The organism is Teichococcus rhizosphaerae, from assembly GCF_002631185.1.
Taxonomy (GTDB): Bacteria; Pseudomonadota; Alphaproteobacteria; order Acetobacterales; family Acetobacteraceae; genus Pseudoroseomonas; species Pseudoroseomonas rhizosphaerae.
This window is the reverse complement of the sequence record NZ_PDNU01000002.1, coordinates 28,242-52,174: the sequence shown is the minus strand read 5'-3', so window position 1 is coordinate 52,174 and position 23,933 is coordinate 28,242. Positions and strand designations below refer to the sequence as shown.

At 72.6% G+C, this 23,933-nt stretch carries 21 protein-coding genes; 10 read left to right on the top strand and 11 right to left on the bottom strand.

Annotated features, from left to right (window positions below; all coding sequences use genetic code 11):
• Positions 1-28 precede the first annotated feature (28 nt).
• From CR162_RS01480 to mazG, 9 genes are all read left to right on the top strand, one after another.
• Entirely contained in the window at positions 29-1,000 is a 972-nt protein-coding gene (locus CR162_RS01480; protein ID WP_099093764.1) for a lytic murein transglycosylase, read from the top strand.
• Positions 997-1,929, top strand: a complete 933-nt coding sequence (locus tag CR162_RS01475) for a septal ring lytic transglycosylase RlpA family protein (RefSeq protein ID WP_245870064.1) — start codon at positions 997-999, stop codon at positions 1,927-1,929. The genes CR162_RS01480 and CR162_RS01475 overlap by 4 nt, the downstream gene beginning before the upstream one ends.
• 59 nt (positions 1,930-1,988) lie before the next feature.
• Complete coding sequence (locus CR162_RS01470; RefSeq protein ID WP_099093763.1) at positions 1,989-3,197, top strand: D-alanyl-D-alanine carboxypeptidase family protein; 1,209 nt, start codon at positions 1,989-1,991, stop codon at positions 3,195-3,197.
• A 25-nt stretch (positions 3,198-3,222) separates the two neighbouring features.
• Positions 3,223-3,852, top strand: coding sequence for a dTMP kinase (gene tmk, locus CR162_RS01465; protein ID WP_099093919.1), 630 nt, complete (start codon positions 3,223-3,225; stop codon positions 3,850-3,852).
• On the top strand, positions 3,849-4,862 hold the full coding sequence (locus tag CR162_RS01460; protein ID WP_099093762.1) for a DNA polymerase III subunit delta': 1,014 nt from the start codon (positions 3,849-3,851) through the stop codon (positions 4,860-4,862). The genes tmk and CR162_RS01460 overlap by 4 nt, the downstream gene beginning before the upstream one ends.
• Positions 4,863-4,873: 11 nt before the next feature.
• Entirely contained in the window at positions 4,874-6,445 is a 1,572-nt protein-coding gene (metG, locus tag CR162_RS01455) for a methionine--tRNA ligase (RefSeq protein ID WP_099093761.1), read from the top strand.
• Positions 6,445-7,215, top strand: a complete 771-nt coding sequence (locus CR162_RS01450) for a TatD family hydrolase (RefSeq protein ID WP_099093760.1) — start codon at positions 6,445-6,447, stop codon at positions 7,213-7,215. Before metG ends, CR162_RS01450 begins: the two co-directional genes overlap by 1 nt.
• Before the next feature lie 10 nt (positions 7,216-7,225).
• Entirely contained in the window at positions 7,226-8,020 is a 795-nt protein-coding gene (locus CR162_RS01445) for an MBL fold metallo-hydrolase (protein ID WP_099093918.1), read from the top strand.
• 62 nt (positions 8,021-8,082) lie between these two features.
• Positions 8,083-8,883, top strand: coding sequence for a nucleoside triphosphate pyrophosphohydrolase (mazG, locus tag CR162_RS01440; RefSeq protein ID WP_099093759.1), 801 nt, complete (start codon positions 8,083-8,085; stop codon positions 8,881-8,883).
• Between the two features lie 42 nt (positions 8,884-8,925).
• On the opposite strand, the gene CR162_RS01435 is transcribed toward mazG, so the two are convergent.
• The 10 genes from CR162_RS01435 to dusB form a co-directional block, all read right to left on the bottom strand.
• Positions 8,926-9,753 (bottom strand): inositol monophosphatase family protein, encoded by an 828-nt coding sequence (locus CR162_RS01435; RefSeq protein WP_099093758.1) that lies wholly within the window; start codon positions 9,751-9,753, stop codon positions 8,926-8,928.
• Positions 9,754-9,770: 17 nt separating this feature from the next.
• Complete coding sequence (hflX, locus tag CR162_RS01430; RefSeq protein WP_099093757.1) at positions 9,771-11,126, bottom strand: GTPase HflX; 1,356 nt, start codon at positions 11,124-11,126, stop codon at positions 9,771-9,773.
• The gene (hfq, locus tag CR162_RS01425) at positions 11,107-11,451 is read right to left on the bottom strand and encodes an RNA chaperone Hfq (protein WP_099093756.1); all 345 of its coding nucleotides are present in this window, start codon (positions 11,449-11,451) and stop codon (positions 11,107-11,109) included. The genes hflX and hfq overlap by 20 nt, the downstream gene beginning before the upstream one ends.
• A 117-nt stretch (positions 11,452-11,568) precedes the next feature.
• Positions 11,569-12,243 (bottom strand): HAD family hydrolase, encoded by a 675-nt coding sequence (locus CR162_RS01420; protein WP_099093755.1) that lies wholly within the window; start codon positions 12,241-12,243, stop codon positions 11,569-11,571.
• A complete protein-coding gene (locus CR162_RS01415; RefSeq protein ID WP_099093754.1) occupies positions 12,240-13,112 on the bottom strand; it encodes a D-amino-acid transaminase in 873 nt (290 codons plus the stop codon). Before CR162_RS01415 ends, CR162_RS01420 begins: the two co-directional genes overlap by 4 nt.
• A gap of 125 nt (positions 13,113-13,237) precedes the next feature.
• On the bottom strand, positions 13,238-14,638 hold the full coding sequence (gene ntrX / locus CR162_RS01410) for a nitrogen assimilation response regulator NtrX (protein ID WP_099093753.1): 1,401 nt from the start codon (positions 14,636-14,638) through the stop codon (positions 13,238-13,240).
• Positions 14,628-16,877, bottom strand: coding sequence for a sensor histidine kinase NtrY-like (locus tag CR162_RS01405; RefSeq protein WP_099093917.1), 2,250 nt, complete (start codon positions 16,875-16,877; stop codon positions 14,628-14,630). Before CR162_RS01405 ends, ntrX begins: the two co-directional genes overlap by 11 nt.
• A gap of 74 nt (positions 16,878-16,951) precedes the next feature.
• Positions 16,952-18,391 (bottom strand): nitrogen regulation protein NR(I), encoded by a 1,440-nt coding sequence (gene ntrC / locus CR162_RS01400; RefSeq protein ID WP_099093752.1) that lies wholly within the window; start codon positions 18,389-18,391, stop codon positions 16,952-16,954.
• A complete protein-coding gene (locus CR162_RS01395) occupies positions 18,388-19,566 on the bottom strand; it encodes a two-component system sensor histidine kinase NtrB (protein ID WP_099093916.1) in 1,179 nt (392 codons plus the stop codon). The genes ntrC and CR162_RS01395 overlap by 4 nt, the downstream gene beginning before the upstream one ends.
• A gap of 8 nt (positions 19,567-19,574) precedes the next feature.
• Entirely contained in the window at positions 19,575-20,657 is a 1,083-nt protein-coding gene (gene dusB, locus CR162_RS01390; RefSeq protein WP_099093751.1) for a tRNA dihydrouridine synthase DusB, read from the bottom strand.
• Positions 20,658-20,804: 147 nt separating this feature from the next.
• Between dusB and CR162_RS01385 the strand changes: the two genes are divergently transcribed.
• A complete protein-coding gene (locus tag CR162_RS01385) occupies positions 20,805-21,950 on the top strand; it encodes a bifunctional 2-C-methyl-D-erythritol 4-phosphate cytidylyltransferase/2-C-methyl-D-erythritol 2,4-cyclodiphosphate synthase (RefSeq protein WP_099093750.1) in 1,146 nt (381 codons plus the stop codon).
• A 49-nt stretch (positions 21,951-21,999) separates the two neighbouring features.
• Here the strand turns inward: CR162_RS01385 and CR162_RS01380 are convergent, their stop codons facing one another.
• On the bottom strand, positions 22,000-23,802 hold the full coding sequence (locus tag CR162_RS01380) for a GGDEF and EAL domain-containing protein (protein WP_099093749.1): 1,803 nt from the start codon (positions 23,800-23,802) through the stop codon (positions 22,000-22,002).
• Positions 23,803-23,933: the final 131 nt, after the last annotated feature.

Below are 23,933 nucleotides of genomic sequence, written 5' to 3'. Positions count from 1 at the left end.
CGGGCGCCGGTCGTGGCACCTCTCGCCCATGCTGAACCGCCGCACCCTGCTGTCCCGAGTCGCCGCCCTTTCCGTCCTGTCGGGGGGCGCGGCCCAAGCCGCCACGGCCAGCTTCGACGACTTCCTGCAAGGGGTCGCCGGAGAGGCGCGGCGCGCGGGCGTTTCCCAGGCCACGCTGCAGCGCGCCTTCGCCAATATCCGGCCCAACGACAAGGTGCTGGAGCTGGACCGCCGCCAGCCCGAGTTCACCCTGACCTGGGAGCAGTACCGGGACGGACGCATCACCGCCCAGCGTGTCGAGCGCGGCCGGCAGATGTATGCCGAGAACAGCACCCTGCTGGATGCCATCGCCACCCGCTTCCGCGTCTCGCCACGGATCGTCGTGGCCGTCTGGGGGCTGGAAACCAACTACGGCGGCTTCACCGGCAACTACAACACCATCGAGGCGCTGGCGACGCTGGCCTGGGATGGCCGCCGCAGCGCCTTCTTCCGCGCCGAGCTGCTGGCGGCGCTGCGCATCCTGGAGCGCGGCGACGTGGCGCCGGACCGGATGCGCGGCTCCTATGCCGGCGCCATGGGCCACCCGCAGTTCATGCCCACCAGCTTCGAGCGGCTGGCGGTGGATTTCGACGGCGACGGCCGGCGCGACATCTGGGACAGCCGCGCCGACGCGCTGGGCTCCATCGCCAACTACCTGGGCCGCAGCGGCTGGGACGAGACGGAGCGGTGGGGCCGCGAGGTGCTGGTTCCCCCCGGCTTCGACACCAGCCTGGCCGGGCGCGGCACCCGCCGCCCGCTGCGCGACTGGCTGCGCATGGGCGTCACCGCCGCCGACGGCACGGCGCTGCCGCCGCTGGAGATGCAGACCTCGATCCTGCTGCCGGGCGGGGCGGGCGGGCAGGCCTTCGCCGTTTACCAGAACTTCAACGTCATCCGCCGCTACAACCCCTCCGACTTCTACGCGCTGGTGGTCGGCATGCTGTCCGACAGGGTGGCGTGACCCCGCGAGGCAGGCGGGGGCATGGCGCCGCGCGCGGCCTGCTGCTGGCGGCGGCGCTGCCGCTGCTGGTCTCGGCCTGCGTGCGCCCGCCACCGCCGGGCTCCGGCGCCGCCGCGCAGCCGCGCTACGTGGTGGGCGAGCCCTACGCGATGGGCGGCGTCTGGTCCTATCCGCGCGAGGATTTCACGCTGCGCGAGACCGGCCTTGCCGTGGTGGCGGCCGACCGCGCCGCCGGCCGCCGCACCGCCAATGGCGAGATCCACGATCCCGCCCTGGCGACGGCGGCGCACCGCACCTTGCAACTGCCCACCATCCTGCGCGTCGCGAACCTGGAAACGGGGCGCGAGATCCTGCTGCGGGTGAACGACCGCGGCCCGGCCAGGGCAGGGCGGGTGCTGGAGCTTTCCCGCCGCGCCGCCGCGCTGCTCGGCGTGGCGGAGGGGGGCACGGCCCAGCTGGCGCTGTCGGTCGAGGCCGAGCCGTCGCGCCGCCTCGCCGCCGCCCTGCCGCAGCCGGAAGGAACGCGGCTGGCCATCGCCGCCGCCCCGCGCGACGCGGTGCAGAGCGAGGAGCTGGCGCCGCCTCCCGGCAGCAGCGCCGCGCCCGGCCGCGCCCGCCCCGGCGGCGCCATGCCCGCGGCGGCACCCGACGCGCCCCTGGCGCCCCCGCCGGAGCGGCTGCCGGAAACGGTCTGGCAGGGGCCGGCCCGCCCGGGGCGGCTCTACCTGCAAGGCAGCAGCTTCCTCAGCCGGGCCGACGCGCAGCGCCAGGCGGCGCGGATCGGCGCGCGGGTGGAGGGCACCGGCCGCCCCGGCCGGCCGGAATACCGCGTTCGCCTCGGCCCCTTTGCAAGCATCGCCGAGGCGGATACAGCCCTTGAGCGGGCGCTCCGTTCGGGCGTATCGGATGCCCGCATCCTGATCGACTAGCGGCCTGCCCACGGGCGCGGGCCGCGAGGTCCCGGTTTTTGAACGAGGAGATTCCCGCGATGCCGCTTCGCCGCGAACTGCTGGGCGGCGCCGCCGCGGTCATGGCCGCCGGCCCGCTCGCCACCCCTGGCCTGGCGCAGCGCCGCGCGCCCGCGCGCTCCGCCGCGCCCGCGGCCCCGCCGTCCTCGCCCGCCAGCACCCCGCTCGGCCCGGTGGACACCATCGCGCGCCAGGCGCTGGTAATGGACGCCGATACCGGCGCCGTGCTGCTGGAAAAGAACGCGGACGAGCGGATGCCGCCCTCCTCCATGTCGAAGATGATGACCATGTACGTGGTCTTCGACATGATGAAGCAGGGCCGGCTGCGCCCCGACCAGATGCTGCCGGTGAGCGAGCGCGCCTGGCGCATGGGCGGCTCCAAGATGTTCGTGGAGCTGGGCAGCAGCATCAAGGTCGAGGACCTGGCGCGCGGCGTCATCATCCAGTCCGGCAACGATGCCTGCGTGGTGCTGGCCGAGGCGATCAGCGGCAGCGAGCAGCAATTCGCCGAGCTGCTGAACGAGTACGGCAAGCGGATCGGGCTCAAGGACAGCAACTTCCGCAACGCCACCGGCTGGCCCGACCCCGAGCACCGCATGACCTGCCGGGACCTCGCCACCCTGGCCATCCGGCTGATCCAGGACTTCCCCGACCAGTTCAGCATCTACAGCGAGCGTTCCTTCCGCTGGAACGACATCAACCAGGAGAACCGCAACCCGCTGCTCGGCCGCGTGGCCGGCGCCGACGGCCTCAAGACCGGCCACACCGAGGATGCGGGCTACGGCCTGACCGGCACCGCCAAGCGCGGCGAGCGCCGGCTGATCCTGGTGGTGAACGGCCTGCCCTCGATGCGCGCCCGCGCCGAGGAATCCGAGCGGCTGATGGAGTGGGGCTTCCGCGAGTTCGAGAACGTGGTGCTGTTCCGCGCCGCCGACACGGTGGAGGCCGCCCCCGTCTATCTGGGGGAGGCGGCCACCGTGCCGCTGGTGGGCGGCAAGGACCTGGTGCTGACCCTGCCGCGCCAGTGGCGGCGCAACCTGCAGGTGACGCTGCGCTACAACGGCCCCATCCCGGCGCCGATCGCCAAGGGCCAGGAGGTCGGCCAGCTCGACGTGGCCGGGCAGGGGGTGCCGCCCATGGTGCTGCCGCTCTACGCGGGGGCGGACGTGCCGAAGCTCGGGCTGATCCCGCGCATCCCGGCGGTGATCTCGCGCATGGTTTCGGGCTGAGGTGGCGCCAGGCAACCGCGAGGCCGTGCGTCCCGGACGCTTCATCACGCTGGAGGGCGGGGAAGGGGCCGGCAAGACCACGCTGGCCCGTACCCTGGCCGCCCGCCTTTCCGCCGCCGGCCTGCCCGTGCTGCGCACCCGCGAGCCGGGCGGCGCGCCGGGCGCCGAGCTGCTGCGCGGCCTGCTGCTGGATGGCGACATCGTCTGGGACCCGGTGGCCGAGGCGATGCTGATGTTCGCCGCCCGGCGCGAGCACCTGGCCAAGACCATCCGGCCCGCGCTGGAGGCGGGCATCTGGGTGGTGTGCGACCGTTTCGCCGATTCCACGCTGGCCTACCAGTGCCACGGGCACGGGCTGGACCGCGCCGTGTGGGACGGGCTGATGGGCGTGGCGCTGGGCGATTTCGCGCCGGACCTGACCCTGGTGCTGGACCTGCCGCCCGAGGCCGGCATGGCCCGTGCCCTGGGCCGTGGCGCGCCGGACCGCTTCGAGCGGCTGGGCGCCGCCTTCCATGCCCGGGTGCATGCGGGCTTCCAGGCCATCGCCGCCGCCGAGCCGGGGCGCTGCGCGGTGCTGGACGCCACCCAGCCGCCCGCGCCCCTGGCCGCCGCCGCCGCCGCCATCCTGCGGGACCGCCTCGGGGCGCCGCTGTGACGCCGCCCGAGACCCGCGCCAATCCCGAGCTGCGCGGCCACGACCACGCCGCCGCCACCCTGGCCGAGGCCGCTGGTGCCGGGCGGCTGCACCATGCCTGGCTGCTGGCCGGGCCGCGCGGCGTGGGCAAGGCGACGCTGGCCTACCGCTTCGCGCGCTGGCTGCTGGCGGACCGCCCGGAGGCACCGCCCGACGAGGCACCGCTCTACCTGCCGCCCTCGCATCCGGTGTTCCGCCGCGTCGCCGCCGGGGGCCATGCCGACTTGCGGGCGCTGGCTCCGAATGCCGGCGAGCGCGGCGTGAAGCTGATGATCCGCGTGGACGAGGTGCGGCAGGTGCCGCGCTTCCTCGGGCTGACGGCCGCCGAGGGCGGCTGGCGCATCGTCATCGTCGAGCAGGTTGAGGCGATGAACGCCGAGGCGCAGAACGCCCTGCTCAAGACGCTGGAGGAGCCGCCCGCCCGCGCCCTGCTGCTGCTGACCAGCGCGGCGCCGGACCGGCTGCTGCCCACCATCCGCAGCCGCTGCCGCCGCGTGGACCTCTTCCCGCTGCCGGCGCCGGAGATGGACGCGCTGCTCGCCGGCTGGCTGCCGGAGCTGGAGGCGGAGCCGCGCGCCGTGCTGGCGCGCATCGCCGGCGGCGCGCCGGGCCGCGCCCTGCAGCTGGCCGAGGGCGACGGGCTGCTGCTCCAGAAGAGCGTGGACAGCTTCCTGGCCACCCTGCCGCGCCCCGACCAGCGCGCCCTGCACGCCCTGGCCGACACCCTGGCCGCGAGGCGGGATGGCAGCGCCTATGTCACCTTCATGGAGCTGCTGCGCGCCGCGCTGGGCGAGGCGATCCGCGCCGCGGGGCGGGGCCAGCCGGCACCGGCCTGGATCGCCACCCGACCGCTTGCCCAATGGGCAACCCTGTGGGACACCCTGGGCCGCCTGGCCGACGAGACCGAAACCCTGAATCTGGACCGCAAGCAGGCGGTGCTGAGCGGTCTCTCGCAGCTGGCCTCGCGTTGAGGACCTTGATCATGACGAGCGAGCGCCGCTCCATCTACCTGACCACGCCCATCTACTACGTGAACGACAAGCCGCATATCGGCCACGCCTATACCTCGCTGGCGGCGGATGTGCTGGCGCGCTGGCATCGCCTGTCGGGCCATGACGTGCATTTCCTGACGGGCACGGACGAGCACGGGCAGAAGGTGGAGAAGGCGGCCGAGGCCAAGGGCATGGACCCCCAGGCCTTCACCGACACGGTGAGCGAGGCCTTCCGTGAACTCGCACTCCGCATGAACTATTCCAACGACGACTTCATCCGCACCACGGAGGAGCGCCACAAGCTGGCCTGCGCCGCCCTGTGGAAGCGGCTGGAGGAGCGTGGCGAGATCTATCTCGGCCACTACGAGGGCTGGTACGCGGTGCGCGACGAGGCCTTCTACGGCCCGGACGAGATCACCGAGCGCGACGGCCAGAAATTCGCCCCCACCGGCGCGCCGGTCGAGTGGGTGAGGGAGCCTTCCTACTTCTTCCGCCTGTCGCAGTGGCAGGAGAAGCTGCTCGCCTTCTACGACGCCAACCCCGACTTCATCGCGCCGCAGACCCGCCGCAACGAGGTGATCAGCTTCGTCAAGGGCGGGCTGACCGACCTGTCCATCTCCCGCACCTCCTTCAAATGGGGCGTGAAGGTGCCGGGGGACGAGGCACATGTGATGTATGTCTGGCTCGATGCCCTGACGAACTACATCACTGCACTGGGCTATCCCTCTGAATATGAAGCATTGTGGCGCTTCTGGCCGGCCGATGTGCATTTCGTCGGCAAGGACATCCTGCGCTTTCACGCCATCTACTGGCCGGCCTTCCTGATGGCCGCCGGCCTGCCCACGCCCCGGCGCGTCTTCGCCCATGGGTGGTGGACCAATGAGGGGCAGAAGATCTCCAAGTCGGTCGGCAACGTCATCGACCCGCTGGCGCTGATCGACGAGTTCGGGCTGGACCCGGTGCGCTTCTTCCTGCTGCGCGAGGTGCCCTTCGGGCAGGATGGCGACTTCCAGCGCAAGGCGCTGGTGGGCCGCCTCAATGGCGAGCTGGCCGACGCGCTCGGCAACCTCGCCAACCGCACCCTCAGCCTGATCCAGCGCAACTGCGAGGGCGTGCTGCCGGCACCCGCCGCCGTGGCGGCCGAGGCCGACATCGCCTTCCTGGCGGCCACCGGCCATGCCGACGCCCCGGGCAGCCCCGCCTGGCTGGCGGCGAAAGTCGGGGCCCTGCTGAACGAGCAGAAGTTCGACGCGGCGCTGACGCTGGTCTTCGCCTCCATCCGCGAGGCCAATGGCTACATCACCCGCGAGCAGCCCTGGGCCCTGAAGAAGACCGACCTGGCCCGGATGCGCGACGTGCTGCGCCACCTGCACGACGCGTTGCGCGTCTTCGCCACGCTGCTGCAGCCCTTCATGCCGCAGACCATGGAGAAGCTGCTGGACCAGCTCGCCGTGCCGGCCGGGGCGCGCCAGCTCGCAGCACTCGCCACGCCGCTGCCGGAGGGCGCCGCGCTGCCGCCGCCCAGCCCGTTGTTCCAGAAGATCCAGGACGTTGCCGCCTGATGCTGGTCGATAGCCACTGCCATCTCGACTACTTCACCGAGGCCGAGATCGAGGACATCCTGTGCCGCGCCGCCGAGGCGGGCGTGGGCGAGATGGTCACCATCGGCGTGCGCATGGCGCAGGCCGAGACAGTCAAGTCTATATCGCAACGATTTTCCCAGGTCTGGGGCACGGTCGGCGTGCATCCGCAGAATGTGGGCGAGGGGCCGCTGCCGGAGGTCGCCGAGATCGTCGCCGCCGCCGACCACCCCAAGGTCATCGGCATCGGCGAGAGCGGGCTCGACTACTTCTATGACAAGGCGCCGCGGGAGGTGCAGCAGGAGGGCTTCCGCCGCCACATCCGCGCCGCCCGCGAGACCGGCCTGCCGCTGGTGGTGCATGCGCGCGACGCCGACGAGGACATCGCCGCCATCCTGCGCGGGGAGCGGGAGGACGGGCCGTTCGACTTCCTGCTCCATTGCTTCAGCTCCGGCCGCAAGCTGGCGGAGGAAGCCATTGAAATGGGCGGATACGTCTCCTTCTCCGGCATCCTGACCTTTCCGAAGTCGCAGGAGATCCGCGACATCGCGCGGGACATGCCGGCGGACCGGCTGCTGGTGGAGACGGACAGCCCCTACCTCGCTCCCGCGCCGTTTCGCGGCAAGCGCAACGAGCCCTCTTACGTCCCGCACACCGCCCGCGTGCTGGCGGAGCTGCACGGGATGACGCCGGACGCCATGGCCGAGACCACCACGGCCAATTTCCGGCGCCTGTTCAGGAAGGCGGCCTAGCGCCTTGAAGCTGAAGGTTACCATCCTGGGCTGTGGCGGCTCGGCGGGCGTGCCGATGCTGGGCGGCCCGGATGGCGCCGGAGACTGGGGCCAGTGCGACCCGGCCGAGCCGCGCAACCGCCGCAGCCGCTCCTCCATCCTGATCGAGACGCCGGACGGGCGCCGGCTGCTGGTCGATGCGGGGCCTGACCTGCGCACGCAGCTCCTGGCCAACCGTATTGGGCGGGTGGACGCGCTGCTGGTCACCCATGGCCATGCCGACCACATCATGGGCCTCGACGAGTTCCGGCCGCTGAACCGGGCGGCAGGGGCGGCGATCCCGGTCTATGCCACGCCGACGACCCTGGCCGAGCTGAAGGCGCGCTTCGACTATGCCTTCCGCCCGCCGACGCCACCGGCCTTCTTCCGGCCGGCGCTGACGCCCATGCCCGTGGCGCCGGGCCAGGTGGTGGAGGCCGCCGGGCTGCCCGTGCGGCTGTTCCGGCAGGACCACAAGGTGATGGACACGCTGGGGCTGCGGATCGGCGACTTCGCGTATTCGACGGATGTGGTGGCGATGCCGGAGGACAGCCTGGCGCAGCTTGAGGGCCTCGACACCTGGATCGTCGGCTGCTTCCAGCGCCGGCCGCACAGCGTGCACGCGCATCTCGACCTGGTGCTGGAATGGGTAGCGCGGCTGCGGCCGAGGCGGACGGTGCTGACGCATATGGGGCATGACCTCGACTGGTCCTGGCTTGGACAGAACCTGCCTGATGGGATCGAGGCTGCGCATGACGGGTTGATCCTGGCCGTGCCTGCTACCTGAGAATTGTCATAATGTTCATTATACGCCTGACGTGAACGCCCTTGCCGACAAGGATCGACACCGTGGATGACGCCTCCCGGGACCCCGCCCAGGCACTCGCCCGCCTCCTCGCCATCATGGCCCGGCTGCGCGCGCCCGATGGCTGCCCCTGGGACCGGGAGCAGGACTTCGCCTCGATCGCGCCCTACACCATCGAGGAAGCCTACGAGGTGGCGGATGCCATCCAGCGCGCCGACATGCCGGCACTGCAGGACGAGCTGGGCGACCTGCTCTTCCAGGTCGTCTATCACGCGCAGATGGCGCGCGAGGCCGGCGCCTTCGACTTCACCGCCGTGGCGGACACCATCTCCGACAAGATGATCCGCCGCCATCCGCATGTGTTCGGCGAGGCCGCGGCGCGCGACACCGCCATGCAGAACCAGGCCTGGGAAGTCCAGAAGCAGGCCGAGCGCGCCGCCCGCGCCGAGACGGGCACCCTGGCCGGCATTCCCGCCGCCCTGCCCGCCCTGACGCGCGCCGCCAAGCTGACCCGCCGCGCCGCGCGCGTGGGCTTCGACTGGCCGGACGCCGAGGCAGTGCTGGACAAGCTGGCCGAGGAAACAGCCGAGTTGCGCGCCGAGCTGCCCGGCGCCGAGCCCGAGCGGCTGGCGGACGAGCTGGGCGATATGCTGTTCGTGCTGGCCAACCTCGCCCGCAAGCTGGACCTCGACCCCGAGGCCTGCCTGCGCGGCGCCAATGCCAAGTTCGAGCGCCGCTTCAACGCGGTGGAGGCGCATCTCTCCACGGAGGGCCAGAGCCCGGCCGATGCCGGGCTGGAGCGGATGGAGGCCCTTTGGCAGCAGGTGAAGCGGATGGAGGGCTGATCCGCCCGGCGCAAGCCCCGCCGGACGGGTCGGGAAACTGCTCTAGGCGCCGAGCAGCGCCTCGCGCGCCGCCTCCCAGCTTGCCTTGTCTGGTGCGGCGATCAGCCCGCCGCCCGTGTGCTCGGGGCGGTACTCGCTGCCGTCGAAGCGGGCGCTGTGGCCGCCCGCCTCCCGGTGCAGCAGCCAGCCCGGCAGATGGTCCCAGGGCATCAGGCGGTTGTAGACGGCGACATGGGCGTTGCCCGTGGCCAGCAGCCGGTACTCATGGGCGGCGCAGCGGAAATGCACGCCGCCCGCGAAGCGCGGCAGCCGCGCCGTCAGCTGCGAGCGAACCGGCTCCTCGATATAGGTCCAGGACACGGCAGCGATCATCCGCTCCACCGGTGCCGGCGGCGCCACCCGCAGCGCCACCCGGTGCCCGTCCGGCGCCTCGATCCAGGCCCCCTCGCCCCGCAGCGCAATGGCGGTGTCGTCGCCCATCGGGTCGTGGATCCAGGCAGCCACCACCTCGCCCTTCACCACCGCCGCCGCCATGCAGCCGAACAGCGGCACGCCGGCGGCGAAGTTGGCGGTGCCGTCCACCGGGTCCACCACGAAGGCGAGGTCCGCCCCCGCCAGGCGGCCCAGCACGCCGGCATCGGCGGCGCAGGCCTCCTCGCCCACCACCACGCAGCCGGGGAAGCACTCGGCCAGCGCGGCGGTGATGACGCGCTCCGCCGCCTCGTCCGCATCCGTCACCAGGTCCGTGGCGCTGCTCTTGGCGCGGATGGCACCGCTCGCCAGGCGGCGGAAGCGCGGCTTGATCTCGGCCAGCGAGGCGTCCCGCAGCAGGGTGGCGACCTCGGCCGCCATCTTGTCGTTGAAGCGCATGGGGTTCCCTGTCGCGGTCAGTTCTGCTGCTCGAAGCGGGCACGGTCGGCGGGCGAGATGCGGACGCTGAGGCGGACGCTCTCATCCCCATCCTCGCGGGAAAGCACCTCGCCATGCTCATAGAGCCAGGCGAGGCGGGCGCCGTCGCTGTTGGCGAGGGTGTATTCCACCTGCTCCATCCCCGCCGCCAGCCGGGCGTCGAGCGCCGCGCGCAGCGCCTCCAGCCCCTCCCCCGTCAGCGCCGAGACGGCGACCGAGGCGGCATCGTCACCCCCCGGAACATCGGCGACGCCACCCAGCAGGTCGGCCTTGTTCAGCACCTCGATGGTGCGGGCAGGCCAGTTCTCGTCGAGCGCCGGGTCGGGGCCGCTGGCCATGCCGTTCAGCACGCCCATCACGTCGGCCCGCTGCGCGCCGGTGTCCGGATGCGCCACGTCCCGCACATGCAGGATGATGTCGGCCGAGGCCACCTCCTCCAGCGTGGCGCGGAACGCCTCGATGAGCTGGGTCGGCAGGTCGCTGATGAAGCCCACCGTGTCGGACAGGATCACCGTGCGGCCCGAGGGCAGCCGGATGGCCCGCATGGTGGGGTCGAGCGTGGCGAAGAGCTGGTCCTGCGCGAACACGCCCGCGCCGGTCAGCGCGTTGAACAGCGTGGACTTGCCGGCATTGGTATAGCCCACCAGCGCCACCACCGGGAACGGCACGCGGGTGCGCGCCGCGCGGTGCAGGCCACGGGTGCGCCGCACCTGCTCCAGCTCGCGCTTGAGCTTGACGATCCGCTCGCCGATCAGCCGGCGATCGATCTCGATCTGGCTCTCGCCCGGGCCGCCGAGGAAGCCGAAGCCACCCCGCTGCCGCTCCAGGTGGGTCCAGGAGCGGACGAGCCGGGTACGCTGGTATTCCAGATGCGCCAGCTCGACCTGCAACGTGCCTTCCCGCGTCCGGGCGCGCTCGCCGAAGATCTCCAGGATCAGCCCGGTGCGGTCGATGACCTTGCAGCCCCAGGCGCGCTCCAGGTTGCGCTGCTGCACGGGCGACAGCGCCGCATCGACGACGACGACGCCGATCTGGTGCTCCTCGATCGCCTCGCGCGCCATCTCCACCTGCCCCTCGCCCAGCAGCGTGGCCGGGCGGCGGGCGCGCAGCGGAAACACCGCGCTGTGGACGATGGTCAGGCCGATCGAGGCGGCGAGGCCCACGGCCTCGGCCAGCCGCGCCTCGGCCGCGCGGTTGGCGGCGCGGGATTCGGGAAAGGGCACGACGCCCTCGGTGCCGCCCGGGCGCGCCGGGCGCTCGAAGGGCAGCAGAACGGCGGCGAGGGTGGGCTTGCCGCCCCCCGCCGCGTTGTTCTCAGTCGGAGGAGCCGACAGGGTTGACCTCGCGTTGCAGTGTCATGGTGCCTTCGCGCGTCACGGAGACGGTGCCGCCCTGGGACGCGCCCGGGGTGGCGCCGGCACCGGCGGCCGTGGCATCGAACAGCATGATCGGCGCGCCCGGCATGACGGTGCTGATGGCGTGCTTGTAGACCAGCTGGGTGTGACCGTCCCGGCGCAGCAGGACGGAGAAATTGTCGAACCAGGTGATGATGCCCTGGAGCTTCACGCCGTTGACCAGGAAGATGGTGACGGGCGTCTTGCTCTTGCGGACATGGTTCAGGAAGACGTCCTGAACATTTTGGGACTTCTCGGCGGCCATGGGCTCGGTCCTTCTTGTTCTTGGCGGGTCACCCCTGGCGGGCCGTTTTTCGCGGCCTTCGCGTGCGGACGGGGCGTCGCCCCGGCGGGCGGGGTGCCCGCCGGTTCGCCCGCAAGATCACGCAGGCAGGGGTGTCTTGGCAAGGCCGCGCAAGCATTTGGCGAGCGCATGGCCATCCGCGAAAACCGCATCCGGGGCCAGCGCCGCCACCCCCCCGTCATGCGCGGCGTCCCCCAGCAGCACGGCGGCGCAGCCCGCGGCCCGCGCCGCCCGCATGTCCACGCCCGTGTCGCCGATGAACCAGACCTCCGGCCCCGGTGCCACGCCCAGCCTTTCCAGCGCCATCAGCACGGGCGCCGCGGCGGGCTTGTCCTCCGCCGCGTCCCCCGCCCCCACCAGCGCGCCGAAGCGCGGCGCCCAGCCCAGATGCTCCGCCTCGCGCCGCAGGATCGGCCCCTGCTTGTTGGAGACGATGCCGAGCGGCCAGGGGCTTGCCGCCTCCAGCGCCTCCAGCGTGCCGGGGAGCGGGTTCAGCACCTCCAGGTGGCGGGCGCGCACCTCGGCGTAGAACAGCTCCCGCGCCCGCCCCCATTCATCCCCGAAGATCGCCGGAAAGGCGTCGCGGAGCGAGAGCCGGGCACGCGCCCGCACCTCCCCGATGCTCCATTCCGGCATGCCGAAGCCGCGCAGCGCGGCGTTCATCCCCGCCTGCACACCGGCCCAGGCATCCACCAGCGTGTTGTCCCAGTCCCACAGGATTGCCCGCGGGACGGGCAGGTCCGCCACGCTCACGCCGCGTTCTTCACGGCGCCCTTCACATGGCGCGCGAAGATGTCGAAGAGCTGGCGGGTGACGGGGCCGGGCTTGCCGTCGCCCACCTCCTGGCCGTCGATCCGCACGATCGGCTTCACGAAGGAGGTGGCGGAGGTGATGAAGGCCTCGCGCGCGCGCCGCACCTCGTCGAGCGTGAAGGGCGCCTCGGAGAAGCCGATGCCCGCCTCGCGCAGCTCCGCCATCAGCGCGGCGCGGGTGCAGCCCGGCAGGATATCGTGCGAGAGCGGCCGGGTGCGGATGACGCCCTGCTCATCGACGATCCAGAAGCTGGTGGCCGCCCCTTCCGTGACGACGCCCGTCGCCTCCTCGTAGAGGATGGCCTCGGCCGCGCCCTGCTCGCGCGCGGCCTGGCGGGCCAGCACGTTGGGCAGCAGGTTCACGCTCTTGATGTCCCGCCGCGCCCAGCGCAGGTCCGGCAGGGTGATCGCTCCCGCCCCCCAGTTGTCCACGCTCGCCGGATAGGGCGCGATGCGCTTGACCGTCACCACCAGCGCCGGCGCCACGGGGGTGGCCGGAAAGGGATGGTCGCGCCGCGCCACGCCGCGCGTGACCTGCATGTAGAGCAGCCCCTCGGTCACGCGGTTGCGGCGCGCCACCTCGCGCAGCACATGGGACAGCGCCTGGCGCGTCAGCGGCATGGGCAGGCGGATCTCGCGCAGCGAACGCTCCAGCCGGTCCAGGTGCCGGTCCTCGTCGATGAAGCGGCCGCCATAGAGATGGACCACCTCATAGATGCCATCGCCGAACTGGTAGCCGCGATCCTCGACATTCACGCTGGCCTCGCGCTGCGGGACGTAGCGGCCATTGACATAGGCGATGCGGGACATGCCCTGACTCTCTTCCTCGTGGTTCGCGGGAAGCGCGCAGCTTCGCGCCATCGGCCCGCACGGGCAATGGCGCGGCGCGCAAAAAAGGCTGGAAAGGCCGCCCTTCCCGGCCCTGCGCCGCAGCCTCAGCCCGGCGCGGCGCGGTCCTCGGCCTGCACGCCCAGGAACTTCAGCTTGCGGTGCAGCGCGCTGCGCTCCATGCCGACGAAGTTGGCCGTGCGGCTGATGTTGCCGCCGAAGCGCAGCAGCTGCGCCTCCAGGTACTGCCGCTCGAACAGCTCGCGCGCCTCGCGCAGCGGCAGGGTCATGATCTCGGAGGAGCGGTCGAGCTTCAGCGCGGCGGGCGCGGCCGAGCCCACCTCGGGCGGCAGCATCTCGGGGCGGATCGGCTCGCCGGGGCCGCCCGGCGCCATGATCAGCAGCCAGTCCACCAGGTTGCGGAGCTGGCGCACATTGCCCGGCCAGTCATAGGCCTGCATCGCCGCCAGCACGTCCTCGGACAGCTCGCGCGCCGGCACGCCGGAGCTTTCGGCCGAGCGGGCCATGAAGTGGCGGGCCAGCACCGGCACGTCCTCCCGCCGCTCGCGCAGCGAGGGCACCCGCAGCGGCACCACGGCGAGGCGGTAATAGAGATCCTCGCGGAAGCGCCCGGCCGTGATCTCGGCGGCCAGGTCACGGTTGGTGGTGGCCAGCACCCGCACATCCACCTTCACCCGCGTGGCGCCGCCGACCCGCTCGAAGCCCTGCTCCTGTAGTGCGCGGACGATCTTGCCCTGGGTTTCCAGCGGCATGTCCGCCACCTCGTCCAGCAGCAGCGTGCCGCCATGGGCGCGCTCCAGCACGCCGGCGCGGCGGGGCGCCCCCTGCCCGTCCGCCGCCGCCTCCACGCCAAACAGCTCCTCCTCGAAGCGGCCCGGGTTCAGCGTGGCGCAGTTCAGCGCGACGAAGGGCTCGTTGCTGCGGCGCGAGCGGGCATGGATCATCCGCGCCGCCACCTCCTTGCCGGCGCCGGCCGGGCCCGAGATCAGCACCCGGCTGCCGGTCGGCGCCACGCGGTCGATGGCGCCGCGAAGCTGGCTGATCAGGGAGGAGGTGCCGAGCAGCTCGGTTTCCGGCCCGGCGCGCAGCTTCAGCTCGCTCACCTCCCGCTTCAGCCGCGCCGCCTCCAGCGCCCGCTCGGCGATCAGGATCAGCCGGTCCGACTTGAAGGGCTTCTCGATGAAGTCGTAGGCACCCTGCTGGATCGCCTGCACCGCCGTCTCGATGGTGCCGTGGCCGGAGATCATCACCACCGGCACCTGCGGCTCCTCGCGCTGCATGGCCTCCAGGATGCCGAGCCCGTCGAGGCGCGAGTTCTGCAGCCAGATGTCGAGGATCACGAGGCTCGGCCGGCGGGCGCGGAAGGCCGCCAGGGCGGTGTCCGAGTTCTGCGCGACGCGGGTGTCGTAGCCCTCGTCCGAAAGGATGCCCTCGATCAGCGCGCGGATGTCCGGCTCGTCATCGACGATCAGGATATCATGCGCCATGCCGTTGCATCTCCGTGGTCTTTCCCGCCATGTCCGTACCGGCACCCTCCGCCGCGCCGCGCAGGGGCAGAACCAGCGCCGCACGGGTACCACGCGCGGGGCCGTCTTTCGTTGCCTCCCGCTCGGTCAGCAACAGCCGCCCCCCATGGTCCTCCATGATCTTCTTGACGATGGCAAGACCAAGGCCAGTCCCTTTTGGTTTATGCGTCACATACGGTTCCGTGATCCGCTCCCGCTCCTCGCCCTGGGGCAGGCCGATGCCGTTGTCCTCCACCGCCAGCGTCACCCACTCCCCCTGCGGCTCGACGGACAGGGCGATGGCGCCGGGCTCGGGCTCCCGCCCCTCCGCCGCCTCGGCCTGCAGGCGGGCGACCACGGCATCGGCGGCGTTCGAGAGCAGGTTGGTCAGCGCCTGCCCGATCAGCCGCCGGTCGCAGGGCACGCGCGGCAGCTCCTCGGGGATGCGGGTGGTGTAGACGAGATCGTGATGGGCGTTCTGCTGCAGGATCAGCGCCTCGCGGGCCATCTGCGCCAGCGGCTCGGGGCGGATCACCGGCTGCGGCATCCGGGCGAAGGCGGAGAACTCGTCCACCATCCGCCCGATGTCGCCCACCTGGCGCACGATGGTGTCGGTGCAGGCCTTGAAGGTCTCGGGGTCGGACTGGATCTCCTTGAGGTAGCGCCGCTTCAGCCGCTCGGCGGAAAGCTGGATGGGGGTGAGCGGGTTCTTGATCTCGTGCGCGATGCGCCGCGCCACGTCGGACCAGGCGGCCTTGCGCTGGGCCGAGAGCAACTCGGTGATGTCGTCGAAGGTGACGACGAAGCCCACCACCTCGCCGCGCTGGATCTCGGCGCCGATCCGCGCCATCAGCGTCCGCCGCTCGCTGGCGGGGCCGATGCGGATCTCGCCCGTGCGCGGCCGGTCCGGCGCCGCCAGCACCGGCTCCAGCAGCGGCGCGAACTCGGGCACCACCTGGCTCAGCGGCACGCCCAGCTCGCTTTCCAGCTCCAGCCCCAGCAGCTCGCTGGCGCGGCGGTTGGGCAGGTTGATGCGGCCCTCGATGTCGAGCCCCACCACGCCGGCCGAGACGCCGGACAGCACCGTCTCGGTGAAGCGGCGCCGCTCGTCGATCTGGCGGTAGGCCTCCATCAGCTCGCTGCGCTGGGCGGCGAGCTGGTTGGTCATGCGGTTGAAGGCGCGGCTGAGGGAGCCGACCTCGTCATCCCCCTGCCCCTCCGTCACCCGCACCGACAGGTCGCCGCCCCGCACCCGCTCGGCGGCCACGATGAGGCGGGAGAGCGGCCGCGCGATCTGGTTGGCGATGACGAGGCCGATCAGCACCGCCGCCATCAGCACCAGCAGCGCGGCGATGGCGAAGATCATGGCGAAGGTGACCTGCAGCCCCGAACGGTTGCGGTCGAGCTGGTCGTATTGCTGGAAGGCCAGCTCCGTCCGCTGCATGTGCTCGATCACGCCCGGATCGACGGGGCGCCCGATCAGCAGCATCAGCCCCGGGCCGATGTCCAGCTCCACCAGGGCGCGCACCCGCCCTTCCTCGCTCTCCCCCGGCAGCACCGCCACCTCGCCGCTGCGCGCCACCTCCATGGCCCAGGCGGGCAGCGGGCTCAGCACCGCGGTGGTGGTGAGCCCCGCATGGCTGACCACGCGGTTCAGCACCGGCTCGAAGACGATCGACTCCGTGAGCCCCCGCAGCGCCGTGTGGCTGGCCAGGATGCGCGCGAAGACATACTGGTTGTCGTCCAGCAGGCGCCCGTTGCGGTTGAGGTCGGCCGCCATGGCCAGCGCGTCGGCGCGGATGGTGTTGCGGTGCTCGTCCAGATAGGCGCGGGAGGCGACGAGGCTGGCCTCCAGCGTCTCGCGCACCCGGTCGCTGAACCAGGCCTGGATGCCGAGGTTGAAGAACACGGCGGCGAAGGTGGCCACCAGCAGCGCCGGCACCACCGCCACCACGCTGAACAGCATGACCAGCCGCACATGCAGCCGCGACCCGGCCGAGCCGCGCCGCCGCTCCGCCCACATCCGCACCAGCCGCGCCGTCAGGGAGGCCAGCAGCAGCAGCAGGAAGGCGGCGTTGACCAGCACCATGGCCACCACCTGCCCCGGCCGCGTCGGGCCGAAGGGGCTGCCGCCCGAGAGCAGGGTGAAGGTGCCGATGCCGAGCAGCAGCGCGCCCACCGCCAGCGCCAGCGTCATGGCGCGGCCGAACATCAGGTCCATCAGCCGCCGGGCCCAGGAAGGCCGGGAGGAGGCGGCGCCCTCCTCCCCGCGGCCGGGGCCCGGCGCCTCGCCGCTCACGACAGACCGCGCACCACGGGCAGGTCGAGCTCGCGGATCTTCTTGCGCAGCGTGTTGCGGTTGAGGCCCAGCATGGCCGCGGCCTTGATCTGGTTGCCGCGCGTGGCGGCGAGCGCCAGGCGCAGCAGCGGCCGCTCCACCTCGGCCAGCACCCGCTCATAAAGGTCGCGCACCGGCAGCCCGTCCTTCTGCGCCGCGACAAAGGAGGACAGGTGGCGCTCCACCGCCTGTTCCAGCGTCTCGGGGCCGCGCAGCTCCAGCTCGGCCAGCGGCTCCGCCTCGGCCAGCTCGGCGGCCACGGCATCGGCGCCGATCACCTCCTGCGGGTAGAGCGCCGCGAGGCGCCGCATCAGGTTCTCCAGCTCGCGCGCGTTGCCGGGCCAGGCATGCTGCCGCAGCCGGTCCACCGCCCCCTGGTCGAGCTGCTTGGAGGGCAGGCCGGAGGTCTTGGCGCGGTCCAGGAAGTGGCGCGCCAGCAGCGGGATGTCCTCGATCCGCTCGCGCAGCGGCGGCAGGCGGATCGGCACCACGTTGAGACGGTAGAACAGGTCCTCGCGGAACATGCCGCCGCGGATCGCCTGCCGCAGGTCGCGGTGCGTCGCCGCCACGATGCGGACATTGGCCTTGATCGGGTTGCGGCCGCCGACGGTGGTGAACTCCCCCTCCTGCAGCACGCGCAGCAGGCGGGTCTGCGCCTCGGGCGGCATGTCGCCGATCTCGTCGAGGAACAGCGTGCCGCCGGCCGCCTGCTCGAAGCGGCCGACGCCGCGCGCCAGCGCGCCGGTGAAGGCGCCGCGCTCATGCCCGAACAGCTCGCTCTCGATCAGCTCGCGCGGGATGGCGGCCATGTTGATGGCGACGAAGGGCCCGGTGCGGCGGCGGCCGTAATCGTGCAGGGCACGCGCCACCAGCTCCTTGCCCGTGCCGCTCTCGCCGGTGATCATCACGGTGAGGTCGGTGGTCGTCAGCCGCGCGACGGTGCGGTAGATCTCCTGCATGGCCGGGCTGCGGCCGACCAGCGGCAGGCGCTCCTCCTCGTCCGCCTCCTCGGCCGAGGCCGCCGCGGCGGGCGCCGTCAGCGCGCGGGCGACGACGGCCAGCAGCTCCTTCAGGTCGAAAGGCTTGGGCAGGTACTCGAAGGCGCCGCGCTGGGCGGCCTTCACCGCCGTCATGAAGGTGGACTGCGCGGACATCACCACCACGCGCAGCTCCGGCCGCACACGCCGGATGCGGGGCACCAGGTCGAGCCCGTTCTCGTCGGGCATGACGACGTCGGTGATCACGAGGTCGCCGGCGCCCTCCTCCACCCAGCGCCACAGCGTGGCGGCGGAGGAGGTGGCCCGCACCGTGTAGCCGGCGCGCCCGAGCGCCTGGGACAGAACCGTGCGGATGGCCCGATCGTCATCGGCCACGAGGATGGTGCGTGCGTCGGTCATGCGTCTCGGATCTTGCGCGGGGCGGGAAGGTCGGCTGGGCACACGGGCAGGGAAAGGCGGAACACCGTGCGGCCGGGCCGCGTGTCGCACTCGATCAGCCCCCCCTGGTCGGCCACCAGCTTGGCGACAAGGGCGAGGCCGAGCCCCTGCCCGCCCCGCTTGGTGGTGACGAAGGGCTCCCACAGGGTGGAGGCCACCTCCTCGGGAATGCCGGGGCCGTTGTCGCGCACGCTCACCTGCAGGGGCACGTGCACCCGCTCGCGCGAGCCGGGAATGGCGATGCGCACCCCATGGTGATAGGCGGTGGAGAGATGGATCTCGCCACCCTCCGGCTCCACCGCCTCGGCGGCGTTCTTCACCAGGTTGAGCAGGATCTGCACCAGCAGGTCGCGGTTGCCCAGCACCGATGGCAGCGAGGGGTCGTAGTCCTCGGTGATGCGCAGGTGGCTGGCGAAGCCGCGCGCGGCGATGCGCCGCACATGGTCCATCACCTCGTGGATGTTCACGGGCGCGCGCTCCACCGGGCGCTCGGAGAACATCTCCATCTTCTCGACCAGGGTGCGGATGCGGTCCGCCTCGTCCTGGATCAGGGTGCAGAGCTCGCGGTCCTCCTCGCTGGCGGACTGCTCCAGGAGCTGCGCCGCGCCGCGGATGCCGCTGAGCGGGTTCTTCACCTCATGCGCCAGCATCTCCGCCATGGCGGAGGCGCCGCGCGCGGCGCCGCGGAAGTTGAGCTGCCGGTCCAGCCGCTGTGCCTTGCTGCCATCCTGCAGGGTCAGCACCACCGCCCCCGGCATCTCCGGCAGCGGCGCGCCATGGGCGGCCACGCCCGTGCGGTGCAGGCGTGGGCTTTCCAGCGTCAGGTCGTGGTCGGACACGGGCGCGTCCTGCACCCGCACCTGCTCCACCATGGCGAACAGCCGGCTGTCGGGCGGCAGCAGGTCGGCAAGCCGCATCTGCGCCAGGGTGGTGGCGGAAAGCTGGAAGAACTGCTCGGCCGCCGGGTTGGCGAAGCGGAAGCGCCCCTCCGCATCCAGCACCACCATGGGCACGGGCAGGGCGGAAAGCAGCGCCAGCGCATCCGGCAGCGGCCGGATCTCCGCCCCGGGCGGTGCCGCCACGGGGCCGGGGCCCGGCGGGGGAGCTGGCGGGCGGCGGGGGGCGGTGCCCGTCATGGCGGCGCTCATGCGGCCAGGGAATCCATTCCGGCATCGCGGTAGGTGTCGCGCACCGCCTCCACCCCCTGCTCGATCAGCGGCAGGTAGAACTCGGCCAGCAGCGCCTCGGCCGCGGCCTGCGTCTCGGCCTGGTTCACCTTGACGCGGAACTCGGCCGAGCCTGGCAGGCCCTTGGAATACCAGGCGAGGTGCTTGCGGGCGAGGCGCACGCCAGGGTGGCTGCCATGGTGCTCCAGCATCGCCCGGTAGTGCTGCAGCACGATGCCGTACTGCGTGGCGAGGTCGGGCTCCGGCAGCGCCTCGCCCGTGGTGAGGTAGGCCGCCGTGCGCGCCAGCAGCCAGGGCCGGCCATAGCAGCCGCGCCCGATCATCACGCCGTCGGCGCCCGACTGGCGCAGCGCCTCGGCCGCGTGCTCCGGCGTCAGGATGTCGCCATTGACGATGACGGGGATGCCCACCGCCTGCTTGACCTTGGCCACGAAGGCCCAGTCGGCTGTGCCGGTGTAGAGCATCTGCCGGGTGCGGCCATGCACCGTCACCAGCCGGATGCCGCATTCCTCCGCGATCTTCGCCAGGCGCGGCGCGTTCAGGCTGCTGTGGTCCCACCCCATGCGCATCTTCAGCGTCACCGGCCCGGGCACCGCCCTGACCACCGCCTCCAGGATGCGGGCGGCGCCGATCTCGTCGCGCATCAGCGCGCTGCCGGCCTGCTGGCCGATCGCCACCTTCTTCACCGGGCAGCCGAAATTGATGTCCACGATGGCGGCGCCATGATCCACCGCCAGCTTCGCCGCCTCGGCCATCACCGCCGGGTCGCAGCCGGCGAGCTGCACGCTGGTCGGGCCGCCGAAGCCGTCCACCTCGGCCATCTTCAGCGTCTGCCGGTTCTCGCGCACCATGGCCTGGCTGGCGATCATCTCGCTCACCACCATCGGCGCCTGCAGCTCGCGGCAGAGCCGGCGGAAGGGCAGATCCGTGACGCCGGACATGGGCGCCAGGATCACCGGCGCATCGATGCGGATCGCGCCGACCATGATCGGCCGCAGGCGCGGCGTGTCGGCCGGGGAGGAGATGGGGGCGATGCTCATGATTTGAGCAATCTAGTGGCAGCGCCGCCCGCCGTCCATGCGCAACCGCCCAGGAGGCAAGCAAACCCGGCCATGCGCGGGCCGCAAGGCGGCGTGCCGCGCCCCACCCCCTGGGCGCGGCGAGGCGCTGCGGCTAGGGTCCGCGCCATGCGTGTGATCGCCCTTCTCATGGCCGCCGGGCGCGGCAGCCGCTTCGGCGCCGAGGTGCCGAAGCAGTACCTCCCCCTGCTCGGCCGCCCCGTGCTGCGCCATGCCGCCGAGGCCCTGCTGGCCGATGGCGGGGTGGACGCCATCCTCCCCGTGGTGCCGGAAGGCGAGGCGGAGACGGTGGCGGCGCTGCTCGCCGGCCTGCCCTGCCTGCCCCCCGTCACCGGCGGCGCCACGCGGCAGGACAGCGTGCGGCGGGGCCTCGAATCGCTGGCCACCCGCCCGCCGGAGCTGGTGCTGGTGCATGACGGCGCCCGCCCCGCCCTGCCGCGCGGCACCGTGCCCGCCCTGCTCGCCGCCCTGGCCGAACATCCTGGCGCCATTCCCGCCCAGCCGGTGAGCGACACGCTGAAGGCCGGCGCTTCGGGCCGCATCCTGCGCACCGTGCCGCGCGCCGGGCTGTTCCGCGCCCAGACGCCGCAGGCCTTCCGCTACCCCGCCCTGCTGGACGCGCACCGCGCCGCGCGCGAAGAAGCCACCGACGACGCCGCCCTGCTGGAGGCCGCCGGGCTGGACGTGGCCCTGCTGCCCGGATCGGAGAGCAACCTGAAAGTGACCTACCCCGAGGACCTGGCCCGCGCCGAGGCCGCCCTGCTGCCGCGCTACCTGCCCGCCATGGGCACCGGCTTCGACGTCCACCGGCTGGTGGAGGGCCGGCCCCTGGTGCTGTGCGGCCTGACCATCCCGCACAGCCTGGGGCTGGACGGCCATTCGGACGCCGATGTGGGCGTGCACGCGCTGTGCGACGCCATCTATGGCGCGCTGGCCGAGGGCGACATCGGCCGCCACTTCCCGCCCAGCGAGGCGGAATGGAAGGACGCCGACAGCGCCCGCTTCCTGCGCCACGCCGCCGGCCGCGTGGCGGCGCGCGGCGGCGTCATCACCCATGCGGATGTCACGCTGATCTGCGAGCGCCCCAAGATCGGGCCGCATGCGGACGCCATGCGGGCGCGGCTGGCCGAGCTGATGGGCATCCCGCTGGCCCGCGTCTCGGTGAAGGCCACCACCACGGAGAGGCTGGGCTTCACCGGGCGGGGCGAGGGCATCGCGGCACAGGCGGCGGCGACGCTGCTGCTGCCCGCCTGAGGGCTTCGGGCGGCGCCCCTCACGCGCCCGCCCGTCACGCGCCCACCCGTCACGCGCCCGCCCGGAGGCGCCCCGCCAGCCAGCCCCGCAGGGCCGGCTCCGCCATCGGCCGGGCGATCAGGTAGCCCTGCGCCTCGTCGCAGCCACGCGCCGCCAGGAAGTCGAGCGCCTCCTGGTCCTCCACCCCCTCGGCCACCACGCGGTGGCCGAGATCGTGGGCGAGCTGGATCATGGTGGCCACCAGCCGCCGGTCCCGCGCGCTGGCGGAAAGGCCACGGATGAAGGACTGGTCCAGCTTGAGGATGTTGGCCGGCAGGGTCTGGAGGTAGGAGAAGGTGCTGTAGCCGGTGCCGAAATCGTCGAGGGCGATGTCCACCCCCATCTGCCGCAGCGCCCGCAGCTGCTCCATCGCGGCGGCGCCATTGCTCATCAGGGCGCTTTCGGTGAATTCCAGCTCCATCGCCTGCGGCTCCAGCCCGTGCCGCGCCAGGGTGCCGACCAGCCGCTCGGCGAAGTCCGGCTCCGACAGGTTCACCGCCGAGACGTTCACCGAGAGCCGGAGCCCCAGCCCGTCCCGCCGCAGCGCCGCGAGCTGCGCGGCGGTCCGGTGGATCACCCATTGCGTCACCGGCCGGGTCAGCGCCGTCTGCTCGACCAGCGGGATGAACTCCCCGGGCGGCACGGCGGCCAGCTCGGAATGGTGCCAGCGCAGCAGCGCCTCGGCGCCCCGGCACCGCCCGCAGCCGATCTCGATGCGCGGCTGGAAGACGAGGCTGAGCTGGTCCTCCGCCTCCAGGGCGGGGCGCATGTCGGCCAGCAGGCGGAGGCGGCGGCGGCTGCGCGCTTCGCTGTCGGGGCTGTAGAGGCTGGCGCTGAGGCCGGCGCGGCGTGCTTCCTCGGCGGCGCTGGCGGCGGCGCGCAGCACGTCCTCAGCCCCGCTTCCGCCCGCTCCGCTTCCGCCTGCCGTGCCGCCGCCGGGCCCGAAGCAGGCCACTCCGAAGGTGGGCGTGGCCGCCACCGGTATGTCGCCGAAAGGCACGGGGGCCTCGAAGGCCGCCTCCAGCGCCGCCACCGCCGCCTGCCAGCCGCCCGGCCGCGCCTCGTCCAGCAGAACCAGGAAGGCGCAGCCGCCGATGTGGTAGAGCCCGTTCCGCCCGCCCAGCACGCGCTGCAGCACGCCCGCGCCGTGCCGCGTCATCGCCTCGACATAGGCCGGCCCCAGCACCGCCAGCGCCTGGCCGAACTGGCTAGAATGGGACAGGTCGGCCAGCAGCGCGACACCCCCCGCCGCTTCCGGGCGGGCGGCGAACTCGTCCAGGAACTGCAGCCGGTTGGGCAGGCCGCTCACCGGGTCGATGCGGCCGAAGGCGTGCTCCAGCTCCACCTGCGCCATCACCATGGCGGCGAGGTCGGTGAGGCCCCGCAGCTCGGCCGGCGTGACCTGGCGCGGCGTGACGTCGAGCACGCACATGGCGCCGAGGCCCTGCCCGTCCTGCGTCACCAGCGGCGCCCCGGCGTAGAAGCGGAGGCCCGCCGCCACCAGCGGGCTGCCGATGAAGCGCTCATCCTCCTGCATGTCCCGCACCACCAGCGGCTGGCGGGTGGTGCTGACCACGGCGCAGGGCGCCTGGTGGCGCGGGATCTCCCGCCCCGCGGTGCCAAGGGCGGACTTGAACCATTGCCGGTTGGCGTCGGTCAGCGACACGGCGGCCAGGGGCGTGCCGAGCATCTGGCTGGCGAGCCGGGTGATGCGGTCGTAGCTCTCGCTGGGCGGGGTTTCCAGCAGGTTCAGGGCCAGCAGCGCGTCGAGGCGGCGGCGCTCTTCCGCGGGCGGTGGCGAGAAGAGGGGCATGGGGCATCCTTGGAAATCGGATTTCAGGGCACGGATCGTGCCGCCCCCGCCGCTCTCGCCTCCTGCATGTGGCCCTGGGCCGGCCACCGCAAGCTAGCCGGCGCGATGCTAATTTTCCGTCTCCATGCCCC

Coding starts and splice junctions, on each gene's coding strand:
- CR162_RS01380 (WP_099093749.1), bottom strand. CDS start 23,802: ATGCCCCTCTTCTCGCCACCGCCCGCGGAAGAGCGCCGCCGCCTCGAC.
- ntrC (WP_099093752.1), bottom strand. CDS start 18,391: ATGACCGACGCACGCACCATCCTCGTGGCCGATGACGATCGGGCCATC.
- CR162_RS01435 (WP_099093758.1), bottom strand. CDS start 9,753: ATGCGCTTCAACGACAAGATGGCGGCCGAGGTCGCCACCCTGCTGCGG.
- CR162_RS01385 (WP_099093750.1), top strand. CDS start 20,805: ATGCGTGTGATCGCCCTTCTCATGGCCGCCGGGCGCGGCAGCCGCTTC.
- CR162_RS01470 (WP_099093763.1), top strand. CDS start 1,989: ATGCCGCTTCGCCGCGAACTGCTGGGCGGCGCCGCCGCGGTCATGGCC.
- CR162_RS01395 (WP_099093916.1), bottom strand. CDS start 19,566: ATGACGGGCACCGCCCCCCGCCGCCCGCCAGCTCCCCCGCCGGGCCCC.
- hfq (WP_099093756.1), bottom strand. CDS start 11,451: ATGGCCGCCGAGAAGTCCCAAAATGTTCAGGACGTCTTCCTGAACCAT.
- CR162_RS01450 (WP_099093760.1), top strand. CDS start 6,445: ATGCTGGTCGATAGCCACTGCCATCTCGACTACTTCACCGAGGCCGAG.
- dusB (WP_099093751.1), bottom strand. CDS start 20,657: ATGAGCATCGCCCCCATCTCCTCCCCGGCCGACACGCCGCGCCTGCGG.
- metG (WP_099093761.1), top strand. CDS start 4,874: ATGACGAGCGAGCGCCGCTCCATCTACCTGACCACGCCCATCTACTAC.
- CR162_RS01405 (WP_099093917.1), bottom strand. CDS start 16,877: ATGGACCTGATGTTCGGCCGCGCCATGACGCTGGCGCTGGCGGTGGGC.
- CR162_RS01415 (WP_099093754.1), bottom strand. CDS start 13,112: ATGTCCCGCATCGCCTATGTCAATGGCCGCTACGTCCCGCAGCGCGAG.
- ntrX (WP_099093753.1), bottom strand. CDS start 14,638: ATGGCGCATGATATCCTGATCGTCGATGACGAGCCGGACATCCGCGCG.
- CR162_RS01480 (WP_099093764.1), top strand. CDS start 29: ATGCTGAACCGCCGCACCCTGCTGTCCCGAGTCGCCGCCCTTTCCGTC.